Raw genomic sequence first — 15,319 nt, 5'->3', positions numbered from 1 at the left:
AGATTCTCATAATTTAGCATTTTGATATTTTACGGCTTAAAATCGACAAGAAGCCCGTATTAACAATAAATTTCTTTATATATTTGTTTTCATAATTTAAATATATTTTTATGCGCCAAATTACCTTAAGCTTCTTCCTGCTAGCCTCTTCATTCTGCTTTGCTCAAGAAACTGATTTACAGCTTAAAAACGTTACAGATACTATATTAAACACCAAACGGACTCTTAAAGTTTCTGAACCTTTTGACGGCATAAAAACAATTCAAAAATTGTTTCCTGGTAATCTATATCATCTTTCAGATAAAAATACTTTTATAAGCTGGAAATGCAAATCTTGCAAACCTTCACCTTTTTTGGACGTAAACGGTGTTGAAGGCGATCAATTGTTTCCATATTCTGAAGGTGTTGCAACAAGACTTTTAGCTAATATTGACTATTCTGATTCAAAAGGAAATCAATTTAAAATATTAGCTTTTAATCATTCTGTTCATGATGAAGACGGACTTCAGACAGGACGTTTTTCTGGAGGATTGTTAGGTTTGGCTAAGTTTGCAAAAAATGGCAATTCTTGGTATATGAGATCTTTTCAGCCTGCAGTTGCTGCATTTGGTGCTTTTGCGCAATGCCCAACTCCAAAATTGGTTGAAATTGGAGAGGATCAATTTGCTTTTACCTTATTGCATGTTAATGGTGGCGCGGGCGGACCTTTTGAAGGCTGGCTGTATCTGGTTGCTGGTTTTGACGGAAAATATCAGCCTATAATGGAAGTTGATAATTATCAGCTTACCAATGTTGAAAGCGTAAAATGGTCTGGAACTTATACGGTTGTAAATGATAACACCAAAAAACATTTTAGAGATATTATCATAAAAACAACAGGAACATTTAATAAAGCTTTAAAAGCACAAGACGAATTTGAAACAAATGTTCCTGAAGAAATTGCAATAATGGCGAAAACGAAAAAATCATTTAATTTTGAGATTGAAAGACGTTATGCTTTCAAAGGAAAATTTTACAAAATGATTGACAAACCAATTGTAAAATTCTCCAATGTAAAATAATAGCAAAAAAACTTTGCGAACTTTGCGTAATTCTTTGCGCTCTTTGCGGTTAAAAAATATTAACCCAAATAAAGAATTGAAAACAAAGCTAAAACGGCTATAAAAACCCAAAGAAAAACCCCTTGAAGTAAAGGCTTTACTCCTACTGTTTTTAAAGTGGCAAAATTTAAAGTTGCTCCAATTAAAAACAAAGTTATGGTCAAATCTATTTTAGCAATTCCTACAATATGTCCAGTAAAAATGGCTGTAGAAGGAACGTAGGTATTTACTAGCATCGCCAAAACAAACAATCCAATAAAATAAGGAATTTTTATTTTTGAATTCTTACTCTTAAAAAGGAAAGCGGTTAGGATTGAAATGGGAATAATCCATAATGCTCTGGCTAGTTTTACAGTTGTAGCAACTTGCAAGGCTTCTGCACCATATTTATTTGCCGCACCTACTACAGAACTCGTGTCATGAATGGCAATGGCACACCATAAACCAAAATCTTTTTGTGATAAACCCAATTGATGTCCGATAAACGGAAAAACAAATAAGGCAATTGAATTCAGTATAAAAATAACTCCTAAAGCAATTGAAGTCTGATTTTCGTTTGATTTGATTACAGGTGAAATCGCTGCGATAGCGCTTCCTCCGCAGATTGCTGTTCCGCAAGAGATTAAGTGCGATGTTTTTTTCTCTGTTTTAAGCCATTTCCCTAACAAAAATCCGAAAAGCAATGTACTGAATATTGAAAAAACAGTTAAGACAAATCCCTCTTTTCCAGCTGAAACTGCGCTGTTGGCGTTCATTCCGAATCCTAAACCAACTACAGAGAACTGCAATAAAAATGTAATGGCTTTATGATTGAATTCTGCAAATGGATTTCCGAAAAGATTCACAATCAAAACGCCTAACAAAAGTGCAATTGGCGGAGAAATAATCGAGAATAAACATAGTAGAATTACGGCAAGAAAAAGCACTTGCTGTAAAGATTGATTAATTTCAAATAATTGTGCTGTGGTTTGTTCTTTTGTTTTCAAAATAAATGGGTATTGATATTATGTCGCAAAGTTCCGCCGTTTATATTGAAAACACCAATCGTAAATTACAATCGGCTATAACTTCAAGTTATAATGATTTGCTAAATTTTGAATAAACAGTTCTGATAATGAATCTGATTTTCCTTGTAAAGTGGCAATGTAAAAATATCTTTCTACAGATAATTTCTCCACATCTAAAACAATCAATTCTTTGTTTTTCAATTCTTTATTCACTGCATGAATAGACATAAAAGCAAAGCAATCCGAATTTAGCAAATATGATTTTATGCTTTCTGTACTTCCGAGCTGCATTTCGATTTGTAAATCTGAAAATTTTAAACCCGCTTTTTTTAAGGCAAATTCTATAACTTCAAGTGTTCCTGATCCGCGTTCTCGAGTTATAAATTTCATTGATTTTAAATCGCTTACCGAAATTTCATTTTGTTTGACAAAAGGATTATTGCTATTGCAGACCAAAACCAGTTCGTCTTTTAAAAACGGAATATATTTTATGGATTGATTTTTAGAATGCCCTTCTACAATTCCAATCTCGATTTCTTTATTGATTAAAGCATTTTCGATTTGTTCTGTATTTCCATTTAGCAGATTGACTTTTATATCTTTTTGCTTTTGATGAAAACTAGCTAAAACTGGAGAAATAATATATTGTGAAATGGTAGTACTCGCTCCAAGTCTCAGCAAGCCTTGGCGTTCTGCATTAAATGAGCTCATTTCAAAATCTATTTCTCGATAAATATCAAAAATACTTTTAGTATACTTTAGAAGTATTTTTCCCGCTGGGGTTAAAGCGATTTTAGAACCGTTTCGCTCAAAAAGTTTGGTTTTGTATGTTTCTTCTAATTCTTGAATATGTTTAGAAACTGCCGGCTGAGTAATATACAATTCTGTTGCCGCTTTAGTAAAATTAAGGCGGAGTGCAACAGTGTAGAAAACTTTTAACCGAAAGTCCATGATTTCTCTATTTAATATTTTCCAATTGCTTCAACACCTGTATCTGAAAATCTTAAAATTTCTGTTGTAATCGGATATCCAGAGTTATTATATTCATCAAGAACTACAGAACCAAGGCGTTGCGAAAAATATTCAAAATCTTTTTCAGCAAAAATATAACAAAAATCACTTACCGGAATTACAGCATAAAAAGGAAAACCAATATTATTTTCAACTAGATTTTTTATCTTAGAAGAAAAAAGACAAGAACTTTTTAGTGACACTTCTTCAACATTAATCATTCCTAGTTTATGATTGTCTATATCTTCAAATTCTATCTTTACTTTATCTAATAGAATCCCTAAATTAAAATCTGCTTGTTTTTCTAAATCTGTAACGTCTATTTTCCAATCTGATAAATCGTCATTAGTTATAAACGAAAAACCATTATTAAGATTTAATGCAAAAACTTTACTAAATTCACTAGTTACCTTTTCATTTATAATATTTTCAAACTCAAAGTCATTTGGAACAAACTGCAAATATATTTTGTCTTTTACTTGTTCCCAATCTTCAATTTTAAATGAATGCTGCACAATTACTTCTACTAAATCAGCAATATGTCTTTCATCAAAATCTCTTTCGTAATTTCGTCTAACATTCTCTAAACTAACTTTCAGATCAGTTTCTCCGATATTGACATAAATGAACCCATCCGCATCAATTGACTCAATTCTTAATCCATTTCTTTCTAGTTGTTTTTGAAATTTATTAAAAACAACATCATCTTTCTGATTATTATTTGCGGAAAAATTAGACATAATTATAAAAGTTAGTTTAAACTAAAAACTACAAAAGCCCATTATATTTCCTAACAAACCATTCCGTTGTTAAGAGAGCTGCAATCAAAATCAATAACCAAACCCAGTCAATAATTGGAGTTTTACTTGAAATATTTTTTTCAATTGATTTATATTCTTTGTTTTCTAAAAGTGTATTAATCAATTGATCTGCTTGATCTTCGAAGAATGCTTTTCCTCCAGTTTGCTGTGCCAATTGCTGCAATTTAGCTACATCAGGATTTACAAATTGTTTTTCGATATCAAAATCTAAAATCTCAAAATGACTTGCGTATGAAGTATTTGAATTTAATTCTTTTACTGTAAAGTTATATTTTCCAGCTGGAAGCCCTTCCAAATTAGCCGAAAAAGAATTGCTTCCTTTTAGTAAATCGTAATTTTTAGTTTGTTTGGTTGCTGCATTTACAACGCTGATTGTAAGTCTGGCTTTTTCGTCAAACTCATAATTTTTATTGAAATACTGTGCGTTGATGATAATTTCTTCTCCAGAATTATAAAAGCTTTCATGTGTTACTACCAAAGATTTTTTTGAAGCCGATGATGCTAAATATTGAACTATTTTATCAATAAAAACATCATACTTTTCAAATGACTGATTGTCAACATGACTTTGCAAACGCCATTTCCAGCTATTTTCTCCAAGAAGAAAAGCAGTTCTTTTTCCTTGATTTTCGGCGAAAGCCAATAATGGAGCATTAGTAGAAACGTTTCTAATTTTTGATGAAAGCAAAACAGATACATTTCCATTTGTGCTGATATTTCCGAACGGATTTTGCAAAGGCGGGAAATTTTCAAAACCAATATCGTCAATGGCAAAAAGATTAAAATCAGAGTGGAATTCGCTAAGGAAATCTTCTCGCTGATTGCTCATTTTAAAAATCAGATTATTTTGCTGCTGATTTAAAAAATTGAAATCGGTATTGCTTCCTGTTATAATAAAGGTGTTTGTGCCTTTTAATTTATTATTATCAAATATCGGCTTGAAAGCTGTTGTCGGTTGATATAAAACTAAAACAGAAATATCTTGTAAATCATTAATTTGGTTTGGTTTAACCAATATCACTTTACGTTGTGCATTAACCTCAATTGAACGTTTTAAAGATGCAATATCTGGATGATTTATAGCCGAAACAATAGCGATTGTTGACTTTTGATCGATAATTTCAACTGCAAAATTTTTGATATTGTTGTAGCTATTTTTTTCTTTAGCCGAAGATTGAATACTGGCTTTATAAATCTGTAATCCTACTTTATCGGCAGGAAGAAGCAAATTTAAAGAAGCTGTTTTCTCTGATGGTGAAAACGAAAGCTTTTCTTTTGCCACAACAGTATTTCCTTGCGAAATGGTAAATTCTGCATTGGCCGTTTTGTCGCCGGCATATTGCAGAAAAACTTCGACAGGAAATTTATTTTTATGAAACGCGTATTTGTTTACATTAAGCTGATTTATTTTTAAATCAAAAAAAGTGGTTGTATCTCCCACAACCAAAGGATAAACTTTATTGACAGGATCGAATCTATACACATAGTCGTTTCCTGTAGTTTGATTTCCGTCTGTAATAATTACCGTTGGGAAAATCAGATTTTTGTTGATGCTTTTTAAATTCTTCGCTGCTTCATCTAAATTGGTTTGATTTCCCTTAAAATCAAATTTATCTGAAGTTTTAAAATCGTTATCAAACTGATACGACTGAATTTCGAATTTTTCTTTTAAAGCAGGATTTGAAACTAGTTTTTGATATAATTCAACCGCTTTTTTATCAGATTTTAAAGCTACGATTGAGCTTGAATTGTCGACAACAATTGCCAAAGGCGTTTTGGTAACCTCTAAAGAATTTTTAGAAATTATCGGATTAATCAATAAAACCAATAATCCGAAAATGGCTAGAAAACGTAAAAAAGCCAAAAGTATAATCACATTAGATTTACTTTTGGCTTTGAAAAAATATTGAAAGTACGATAAACCACCAGCAATTACTAAAGAAAGCAATAATAAAAGAATCGTGTTTGTCGTCATATTTATTTAGTATTCAGTATCAGTTTGCAGTAAGCAGATTAAAAATTGTGATCTTTCCTGAGTCAGCTTAAAAACTTAGTACCTCAGAATCTTAGCAACTTAGAATCTTAGGTAAGCATTCCTCCGCAAACATTAAGAACTTGTCCTGTTACATAAGCACTCATATCAGAAGCTAAGAAAAGACAAGCGTTTGCCACGTCTTCTGGAGTTCCACCGCGTTTCAACGGAATACCTTCTCTCCATCCTTTTACTACGTCTTCTGATAATTTTGCAGTCATTTCAGTTTCGATAAAACCTGGAGCGATTGCATTGCAACGAATGTTACGAGAACCTAACTCAAGAGCTACAGATTTAGTAAATCCGATTGCACCAGCTTTAGATGCTGCGTAGTTTGTCTGACCTGCGTTTCCAGAAACTCCAACAACAGAACTAATGTTAATGATAGATCCAGCTCTTTGTTTCAAGAAAGTTTTCTGAATCGCTTTTGTCATATTGAAAACCGATTTCAAGTTCACATCAATTACTTGGTCAAAATCTGCCTCAGACATACGCATTAAAAGGTTGTCTTTTGTAATTCCAGCATTATTGATTAAGATATCTACAGTTCCAAAATCTGCTAAAACAGCGTCAACAAAAGTTTGAGCTTCGTTAAAATCTGCTGCATTAGATTGGTATCCTTTTGCTTTAACGCCTAAACTATTTAATTCTGCTTCTAAAGCTTCTGCAGATGCTGCAGATGAGCTATATGTAAAAGCAACATTTGCTCCATGTTTAGCAAAAACTTCAGCAATTCCTTTTCCAATTCCACGGCTTGCACCAGTAATAATTGCAACTTTTCCTTCTAGTAATTTCATATTAAGGTATTCGTTTTATTTTTTGAATTACAAATATAGATTATTTGAGCATTTAATAAAATTTGTAATCCAAAAAATGGCTTAAGAATTTCAGATGCTACTAAAACAAAAAAAACAGCTCATTTTATGAGCTGTTTTCCGAAAGTAAAAAACCATTTCGAAATTTGAAACGTTTTTTTTAATCTAATTATATTGATTATGGCAAATCAAACTCTGGAACAGGAATGATTTCAACAGGCTGATCAATACATGGTGCAATATACGGCGGCGTCATTACACCACCTTCTCCTGTTTGGCAATCCCAAAAAAATTCTCCAGCTTTAATACTTCTTTGCTCATCGCGATTCAAAATCTCTACTCCTTTAAAATTTAAAATTGATTTTAACATAATAATTAGTTTTTTGATTTTTGCTAACTCAATCCTTTTTTGTCTGTTGAGTTTTCAGACATTTTAATATTTCGTCTAAATATAAGAAAATAAACGCAATACATGTTTAAAAAGAAAGTTTTAACTTAAAAAAATAAAAAACAGCTCATAAAATGAGCTGTTTCCCCCCAAAATAAAAAAACAAAACTAAAAAAGTTTAAATGTGATTTTGTTTCGTTACAAAAAATATTACAATCATGACTATTGACATAATTAACATTCTATAAATAGCATGTTGAAATTCTTTCGTTCCACTAATTTTATCATTTTTTCTCTTTTGAATTAGACTCCATATCGTTACTGGAATAATTAACAGTATGGAAACGTACAAATAAGGCCTTAAATACTCATAATAATATCCATTTATAATAAGTAAACCTGTTCCCCAAAACAGTATTGCAATAGTTGCTGGTGAAAGTATTCTTTTAATCATAATATTCAGAAATTTTAAAGTGATACTATTTTGCTTCAGAAATTATGTTGGGAAAAGCAGCTCAAAGAATGAGCTGCTTTTTTTTATATTATTGAAGTTTCCAAGTTGTCATTCTAAACGGACTTGACGCACTTGTAAAAGTGTAAACAGGATCAGAATAGAACAATCTGAAACTTTCTGCTTTTACGTAAAGCCCTTCAGGATCCATAAAATATTTATCTATACTCGCTAAGAAAGCTGGTGTTGCTACAGTAGTATTTCCGTTCCATGATTTATGTTTTAAGATTGCTTTTTTACCTACTGCATCTTCTTGGACAGTCACATGATGTTGCAATGGATTTCTTCCAACAAAAGTGTAATAAATAAAAGTTCCAATAGAATGATTTGCATATATTTGGATTGATGCAATTCTTTGTCCTGCTGGTAAAGCTGCATTTACTTTTTCTAACTCAGCATAGAACAATGGTGAATTCGCAGGAGAATCTATAGTATAATCGTCTACAAAGAATCCAAACCATGCCAATGGCTGGCCAGGAAGCAAGAATTTATAATCGTCTGTAAGAACTAAAGGCTTAGTTGTATATTTAATTACAGCAGATACACCGCCTGTTCCTGTTGCTGTAAAACTTCCGTCGGCATCATTATATGTAAAATCCGACAACTTTTGTCCGCCTACTTCAACTGCTGGACTTACAATTATTCCTGTTGGAGTATAACCAACTCCCATGTTATAACTTACAGAATAACCGCTCTCAATAGAATTTGAATTGGCAAAACGGGTAGCCGCTGTAAATGAAAAATCAAATTTATGAACGGTTGTTCCATCATTGGTTTCCAGTAATCTAAAAAGCGGTCTTTCTTCACCTCCAATAACATTTTGCTCCATTACAAGATTTTGATCTAAATTCAGCCAATCTTCTGCAGTTGCTTTTACAAAACGCAGTTCTCTGTTATTTCTATTGGTTCTGAAAATGATTTCTCCATTTTCTTGTCCATAATATAAGAACTGAAAATCCCCTAAATACCCTTTCGCTCTTAAAGCTGGAATTGGATAGTTGTCTGAATCTGATAAAAGGTGAATTCTATTTTTTGTCGTAAAAGTCAAACTTACTGTACTTCCTACTTGAATTGCATACTCACTTTTATACGTTTTTGTATCAGCATCAAAATCAGAAGCCATTTGTACAGTTCCATCTTCTGCGAACCTAAACAAATGAGTATATCCTCCTAAAACTGTATTGTCTGTAAAATAAACCGCTTTCCATCCGTATTGCGATGAAAGTAATGCATCATTCAACTCAGACTTTTGCTGGTTTAAACGCGCTGTCGGTGTTTCATTAAAAAGTTGTTCTGCATCTGTATTATTATTACATGCAGTCAATTGCAGTATTAAAATAGCTGCAAATAAATACTTATATAGTTGTTTCATTTTCATAATGCTAATTTTAATTTAGTACAGATGTTGTATTCTTTTCTGCTTCATCTCTTAAAGCATAAAAATCCATATTGAATGCTTCTTTGAAATATTTTACCACAATCGCTTCTTTTGCTTTTAAAGCTTGAAGAGCAAATGGACTCTGAATGCCAGCTAAAAATGCAGCATATTCATCTTTTGTGTAAATTAGAATCATTGCAGCTGTTTCTGCAAAATCTTCATTAATATTAGATCTTGCATAACTTGTAATAAATCCAAGCTCATTAGATTCTTCGATTTCATAATTGTACCAATCTGCTGTGTAACCTCCTGGTGTCAACGTTTTCCAAGTTTTTTCATCAAAAGGTTTATTTTGATTTAAAATATGGATATACTCGTGCTGAATCGTGTGTATAAACTGCGATACGTTTTCACGGTCTGCTTTATCGATATAATCTGTTTCAAATAAAGTAACTCTCTGCCCTCCTTCGGCTAAACCTAAAGTTTTTGTTCCAACACTATTTAAATTAACTCCACCGACCAATACAATTTCTCTTGGAGCAATCTTCTTTACAAAGTCTGGACCTCCGATTGCTGCATAACTTTTTAGCCATATTGTTTCTACGATTTCAAGTGCAGGTTTTACTTTATCAACTTCGGGCGGGAATAAATAACGACTATTATCTACAGTGTTTTGATTCCATTTATATTGTACGTTAATATTGTATGGGTTTAAATACGTAACATCAATCCAGTTATCTAAACTTGTTTTTTCTGGCTGCGTAAAGTCTAACTGGCTTTCTCCTGGAAGGTCATCACTTCCACATGAAAACAGCGTTATTGAAACTAGTGCTAAAACCGCAATTTTATTATATTTTAATAATTTCATAATTTTCATTTTTAAGATTATCTAGGATTTAGTTCTAAGCCAGTGCTTGAAGCGTGCAACGGAATCTGCAAAGCTCTTCTGTTGTCGTCTTTTACTAATATGTTAGCCGGCTTGTTTGATGTTTCGTGTTTTACTACAATATTAAAACGTTTAATATCAAACCATCTAAGTCCTTCGTGTATAAAATCTCTTCTTCTTGTTTCTGCAATTGCTTTTACATAAGAAGTCTGCACAGGCGTCATACTGTAAAATGGAGTATACTCATCTGCAATTACAGGAAATTTTGCCACTACTTTAGCCTCAGTCAATCGATCTGTTGTTGGGTTATATGTCGGAGTTCTTGTTGCCAAGAAATACTCCAATTCTTCGGTAGCTGTATCTATTTCTCCTTTCATAACGTGAGCTTCAATTCTGTTCAAGAAAAACTCATCATTGCTTAGCAAAACTTCAGCAACATAAGGATCTCCAATTCCTGCAGTTACATTAGAATACTTAAAGTATTCATAAAACTTAGGAAGAAACAATGTAATACTACCGTTTGAAGAATAGAAATTATAATAATACGCTTTATTAAAAAGATTTGTTGTACCCCCAAAAATTTCTGGACGACGTAAACCTGATAAATTAAAGCGGTTTAAAGAATATAATCTTCCTACAATAGTGTTTGCTGAAACGATTAATAAATTGGTTTCAACATCACTTGCTCCGTATTTTAATTGTTGGTCTTCTACACCGATAGATTCGTAAGTAGAAAAATCTCTTAACTTCCCTATTGGTCTTGATCCTAAATCATTAGACAACTCAATTACTTTATCCCAGTTTCCTTTTACTAAATAAAATCTACTCGCAAAAGCTTTTGAGGCTGCTATATTAAAATGAAATTTTGGTTCTTTATAATCGTTTGTCACATATTTCAAACCTTCTTCGATGTCTTTTTCAATAAAAGCGAAAACTTCAGCAACTGTATTCCTTTTGTATTTTACCATTAGCTCTGTTTCTGGTTTTGTCACATAAGGAACTCCTAAATCAGAATCGGCAGTTGCTGGATTGTAACGTTTTGACCATAATGAAACTAGCATATAATGAGAATAAGCTCTAGCCATCAATGCTTCACCTTTTTGTGGATTTAAACTTGCTGGACTACCTAGTTCTTCTATTGCTTCTAGTGCTTTGTTTGCGTGTGCGATTGCTTTATAACAAGCATCCCAATAATACGCTTGAGTATCAATATCAGTTGCTTCTGTATTAATTTCCCAATTGTAGTTCTGCTCGTTTCTTACTAATGTTGTAGCTAATCCACTATCAAAAACATTATCAGACATAGTTTCAGCAATCTCAAAATAACTCATTTGAGGATAAGCTTCTACTAATAATTCTTTAATTTTCTCTGGTGTATCAATTTCTGTTCTATTATCTGGTTTCTCTGATAAGAAATCATCACAGCTAGTAATACAAATCAGTATTATTAGGGATAATGCTATTTTTAAGTTTTTCATGATCTTGACTATTATAATGAAAGGTTTAAAGTAAATGTGTATTGAGATGTTACTGGTAAAGCAACCCCTCCAGAATTACGAAACTCAGGATCTTGCCCATTTAATCTTTTATCAGAATAAATTAACCAAGGATTTACTGCCGAACCTTTTAATGTAAAAGTGCTCACTCCAATTTTTTTCTTGAAATCACTTGGGAATTCCCAGCTTAATGATATATTTTTCAATCTGATAAAATCTCCATCTGCAATGCGAACATCTGAATAATTGTAGGTATTATAAGCTCTTGCCAAAGTACGCTCACCACCATAATTGGCATTCAGGCGTTTGTCTGCGATAACTGGCACATTTGTGTAATTTTCATCACCTGGATTAATCCATCTGTTTGTAAAATCTTTTGTAAATACTGTCAAGTCGTCATAAGTACTATCATAAACAGGGTTTAAACGAACTTTATTTCCTCCTGAACCTACAATGAATACATATAAAGACCAGTTTTTATATGTGAATGTGTTTGCTAAACCAATTGATTTATTTGGCTCAATTGATCCCTCATACTTTAAATATTTTGTAACATTTAAATTATCCTGAAAATTGGCGTCAGTAATATTGTTTTCGGCTCCATCTTGCAATTTGAATGTTGGAAGACCTTGATTGTTTAAACCTGTAAACTGATAAGAATACAATGAATTTCTAGGATGTCCAACTGTATTACCTCCGTTTGCATCAATTAAATCAAATGCGGTTGGCGTATTTTGCAATTTTGTAATTTCTTGGTGGTAAATAGAAAAATTAAGGTTTGTTGACCATTTAAAGTCCTTACCATTAATGTTTTTACTTGTAATTCCAACCTCCCAACCTTTAGTCTCCATGTCGGCATTATTACCTTGTCTGATTCTCTGACCTCCAATTCCAGATGTAATTACGTAATCAACCAAATCAAAAGCTTTACGACGATAAACATCTGTTGTTAATTGAAGTCTGTTATTGAACATTCCAAGATCAAGCCCGATATTTGTTTCGTATTGTTTTTCCCAAGTTAAGTTTCCGTTCTGCAATTCTTCAATACGAATTCCAGACTCTCTGTCGTCAAGTCCAAAACGGTCTGTAATAGCACTTTTGTAAATAGCCAAAGAGTTTGTTGCCGGTCCAGCAGTTGCTGTTAAACCATACGATGCTCTTACTGCTAATGTATTGATTGATGAAACATCTTTCATGAAGCTTTCTTCGGCAACATTCCATTTTCCACTAACAGTATACGTTGGCAGCCATCGTGATGAATCACTATTTCCTTGTCGGTTAGATCCGTCATAACGCCCTGTAAGAGAAGCTGTATAACGACGATCATAAGTATAACCTACTTTACCAAAAAAACCTACAGTTCTTTCTTTTTCTTCGTTAAATCCATAATACGAATCCCCCGCATTAATTATTTTTTCAATAATTCGTGGATCTGTAAAAGCTGTTAAACCTCTATCGTATTGTAATCCTGCTGCAGTAAATTGATCGCTGGTTCTATCCACCACTCTCATTTCAGTTCCAAATAAACCTTCTACCTCATGTTTTTCGCTGAATATATTTCTGTAACTAACACTGTTTCTTAAATTATAAGAAGTCATGTCATTGGTAAATTTTCTTAGGAATCCTCCGTTTGGCAATACAGATTCTTTTGGAGCCGTTAAATCATTAGGGTCTTGGTATAAAAATATGTTTTGATCTCTTACAAGAGTATTTACTCCATCTTCACCAATTGCTGTTCCTGCTCTGTAGGCACCAACAACGTTTGAACCTTCTAAGATTTTATGCTCACGGCTTGTGTTTGCATAACGAGCAGAACCTGTTAAATTATAAGTCAAATGCGGATTAATTTTGTAATCTAGATCCAATTGAAAACGAATATCTTTTACTTCAATTTCCATGAAATTATTAGCTAATTCGTTTATGATATTCATTCTAGCCCAGTTATTTCTGTAATACTCTAAATTGCCATTCTCATCATAAGGGCGTAAAGTTCTACTTGTATTTAAAACATAATTAAACGGGTTAATATCAAAGTCACGAGTTACTTTACCAAAAACGACATCTTTTTCGCTTTCATAACTTCCTGGAGCACCTTGATCTCTAATAGACGCTAATGTAGATAATGTGATGTTCAACTTGTCATTTACGTAGAATGTCCCTTTTATATTACTAGAGATTTGTTTAACATCATCGGCAATAGTCCATCCTGGATCTGTATAGTAACCCAATGATGCATAAAAAGTATTGTTTTTTCCTCCACCAGAAAAGCTTAAAGAGTGGTTTTGTGTAATTGAAGGTCTAAATAATACATTGAACCAATCTGTATTTGCCTGCTCGTATTTTTTTAAGAAATTGTTACGGCTTACTGGATCATTATTAACTAAATAAGTTCCTGTTTCTGTATTATATGTATTTATTGCTCTTCCTAAAATGTTATATGCGCCGCCATATCTTCCGTTAACTGTAGAAGGCAAATCTAAATAACCTTTAGCTTCCATTTCTTTAAAAATACTCATGGACTCTTGAGAATTTAAAATATCAAACTGGCTATAATTCGGAACTGTCCTAACCGTTTGTTCTAGTCCATAAGAAATTTTTAATGGAGAATCTCTACGTCCTTGTTTTGTTGTTACAACCACAACTCCATTTAATGATCTCGAACCATAAATCGAAGTAGCCGATGCATCTTTAAGAATCTCAATACTTTGAATATCATTTGCACTTAAACCAGCTACAGATGAGCTTAATAAAGTCTCCGAATTTCCAGATGCTAAATCTGCAAATGACATATTAATAATATCTTCTTGAACAACACCATCGATAACCCATAATGGCTTTGTATCTCCAAAAATTGAAGAAGAACCACGAACTGTAATTTTAGGTGCCGTACCAAAAGTTCCTGTAACATTTTGTACTGTAACCCCCGCTGCTTTTCCTTCGATCATTCGGCTTACATCAACCACACCGTCAACTTTTAATTCAGTGCCAGAAATTTTACTGATCGCTCCAGTGAATGTTCTTTTTGAAGTTTTCTCGTAACCTGTTGTAACGACAACCTCTTTAAGATTTTGCCCTGCCTCTGTCAAAACAATTGTTGGATTGGGATTACTAATTCCAATTTCTTTTGTTTCCATTCCTACATAAGAAATAACCAAACGATCTACATTAGCAGGCATTTCAATAGAAAAGTTTCCATCAAAATCTGTTAAAACAGCAGTTTTTGTTCCTTTTGCCATTACGGTAGCACCAGGAAGAGGCGAACCACTCTGATCTGTAACTTTTCCTTTAATGATTGGACCAAAAGCTAAAACTTCAAATAAGGCATCATGATTATTTGCATAAGAAAACGAACTTGCAGAATTCTTTTGCAATACAATCTGGTTACTCACTTCAGAAAAAGTAATATTAAAAGGAACCAATATTCTGCTCAAAATACTAGACAGAGTTTCTTGATTTGCTTCTATACTTACTTTCTCTCCAAGTTGAGGAAGTCTTGAGTTATAGGAAAATTTTACATGAGCAGATTTCTCGATTTTAGATAAAGCATTGTCTAAAGTTAGGTTATCAACTGTAATAGTTACTTTAGTATCTAATTTTTTCTGCCCATTTACATTATTTGCGAGGGTAACGCTTGAAAATACAAGCGCTAACACAAACTGAAACAGCGTTATTTTCATGATTTGGTGAAGTAATCGTTGCTTGACAACAGGTTTTTTCATAATTTTGGTTTGTTTTGATTAATACTATTCGAGTGTATTTTAAGAAACATCATAAATTATCCTTTACAGAGAGTAATTTATTCAGATTTAAGTGTCGATAATGTTACAGCATTCTCGGCACTTTTTTTATGTATTCGTTTTTCACATAGGCAATT

11 protein-coding genes are annotated in these 15,319 nt (G+C 32.7%); 1 reads left to right on the top strand and 10 read right to left on the bottom strand.

What is annotated here, in order from left to right:
- Nucleotides 1–110: 110 nt before the first annotated feature.
- Nucleotides 111–1,061: a hypothetical protein gene (locus tag ACNRYB_RS15625; protein WP_473727839.1), complete on the top strand. Its 951-nt coding sequence runs from the start codon at nucleotides 111–113 to the stop codon at nucleotides 1,059–1,061.
- A 59-nt stretch (nucleotides 1,062–1,120) separates the two neighbouring features.
- On the opposite strand, the gene ACNRYB_RS15620 is transcribed toward ACNRYB_RS15625, so the two are convergent.
- The 10 genes from ACNRYB_RS15620 to ACNRYB_RS15575 all read right to left on the bottom strand — a co-directional run bounded on the left by ACNRYB_RS15620 (nucleotide 1,121) and on the right by ACNRYB_RS15575 (nucleotide 15,164).
- Complete coding sequence (locus tag ACNRYB_RS15620) at nucleotides 1,121–2,086, bottom strand: YeiH family protein (RefSeq protein WP_473727838.1); 966 nt, start codon at nucleotides 2,084–2,086, stop codon at nucleotides 1,121–1,123.
- 75 nt (nucleotides 2,087–2,161) lie between these two features.
- On the bottom strand, nucleotides 2,162–3,058 hold the full coding sequence (locus ACNRYB_RS15615) for a LysR family transcriptional regulator (protein ID WP_129747094.1): 897 nt from the start codon (nucleotides 3,056–3,058) through the stop codon (nucleotides 2,162–2,164).
- An 11-nt stretch (nucleotides 3,059–3,069) separates the two neighbouring features.
- Complete coding sequence (locus tag ACNRYB_RS15610) at nucleotides 3,070–3,858, bottom strand: hypothetical protein (RefSeq protein WP_129747093.1); 789 nt, start codon at nucleotides 3,856–3,858, stop codon at nucleotides 3,070–3,072.
- Between the two features lie 28 nt (nucleotides 3,859–3,886).
- Entirely contained in the window at nucleotides 3,887–5,914 is a 2,028-nt protein-coding gene (locus ACNRYB_RS15605; protein WP_473727837.1) for a hypothetical protein, read from the bottom strand.
- Between the two features lie 107 nt (nucleotides 5,915–6,021).
- Entirely contained in the window at nucleotides 6,022–6,768 is a 747-nt protein-coding gene (gene fabG / locus ACNRYB_RS15600; RefSeq protein ID WP_008464066.1) for a 3-oxoacyl-[acyl-carrier-protein] reductase, read from the bottom strand.
- 196 nt (nucleotides 6,769–6,964) lie between these two features.
- On the bottom strand, nucleotides 6,965–7,156 hold the full coding sequence (locus tag ACNRYB_RS15595; protein WP_129747091.1) for a hypothetical protein: 192 nt from the start codon (nucleotides 7,154–7,156) through the stop codon (nucleotides 6,965–6,967).
- Nucleotides 7,157–7,716: 560 nt separating this feature from the next.
- Nucleotides 7,717–9,057, bottom strand: a complete 1,341-nt coding sequence (locus ACNRYB_RS15590; protein ID WP_473727836.1) for a DUF4302 domain-containing protein — start codon at nucleotides 9,055–9,057, stop codon at nucleotides 7,717–7,719.
- Nucleotides 9,058–9,073: 16 nt separating this feature from the next.
- Nucleotides 9,074–9,931, bottom strand: a complete 858-nt coding sequence (locus ACNRYB_RS15585) for a zinc-binding metallopeptidase (RefSeq protein ID WP_129747089.1) — start codon at nucleotides 9,929–9,931, stop codon at nucleotides 9,074–9,076.
- 17 nt (nucleotides 9,932–9,948) lie between these two features.
- Nucleotides 9,949–11,427: a RagB/SusD family nutrient uptake outer membrane protein gene (locus ACNRYB_RS15580; protein WP_129747088.1), complete on the bottom strand. Its 1,479-nt coding sequence runs from the start codon at nucleotides 11,425–11,427 to the stop codon at nucleotides 9,949–9,951.
- Between the two features lie 11 nt (nucleotides 11,428–11,438).
- Complete coding sequence (locus tag ACNRYB_RS15575) at nucleotides 11,439–15,164, bottom strand: SusC/RagA family TonB-linked outer membrane protein (RefSeq protein ID WP_129747087.1); 3,726 nt, start codon at nucleotides 15,162–15,164, stop codon at nucleotides 11,439–11,441.
- Between the last annotated feature and the right edge of the window lie 155 nt (nucleotides 15,165–15,319).

The sequence above is a fragment of the Flavobacterium sp. CR10 genome, assembly GCF_055814415.1.
Note: the sequence above shows the minus strand (reverse complement) of the source record. Positions and strands in the feature narration are given on the sequence as shown.

Coding starts and splice junctions, on each gene's coding strand:
- ACNRYB_RS15575 (WP_129747087.1), bottom strand. CDS start 15,164: ATGAAAAAACCTGTTGTCAAGCAACGATTACTTCACCAAATCATGAAA.
- ACNRYB_RS15605 (WP_473727837.1), bottom strand. CDS start 5,914: ATGACGACAAACACGATTCTTTTATTATTGCTTTCTTTAGTAATTGCT.
- ACNRYB_RS15585 (WP_129747089.1), bottom strand. CDS start 9,931: ATGAAATTATTAAAATATAATAAAATTGCGGTTTTAGCACTAGTTTCA.
- ACNRYB_RS15615 (WP_129747094.1), bottom strand. CDS start 3,058: ATGGACTTTCGGTTAAAAGTTTTCTACACTGTTGCACTCCGCCTTAAT.
- ACNRYB_RS15595 (WP_129747091.1), bottom strand. CDS start 7,156: ATGTTAAAATCAATTTTAAATTTTAAAGGAGTAGAGATTTTGAATCGC.
- ACNRYB_RS15625 (WP_473727839.1), top strand. CDS start 111: ATGCGCCAAATTACCTTAAGCTTCTTCCTGCTAGCCTCTTCATTCTGC.
- ACNRYB_RS15590 (WP_473727836.1), bottom strand. CDS start 9,057: ATGAAACAACTATATAAGTATTTATTTGCAGCTATTTTAATACTGCAA.
- ACNRYB_RS15610 (WP_129747093.1), bottom strand. CDS start 3,858: ATGTCTAATTTTTCCGCAAATAATAATCAGAAAGATGATGTTGTTTTT.
- fabG (WP_008464066.1), bottom strand. CDS start 6,768: ATGAAATTACTAGAAGGAAAAGTTGCAATTATTACTGGTGCAAGCCGT.
- ACNRYB_RS15580 (WP_129747088.1), bottom strand. CDS start 11,427: ATGAAAAACTTAAAAATAGCATTATCCCTAATAATACTGATTTGTATT.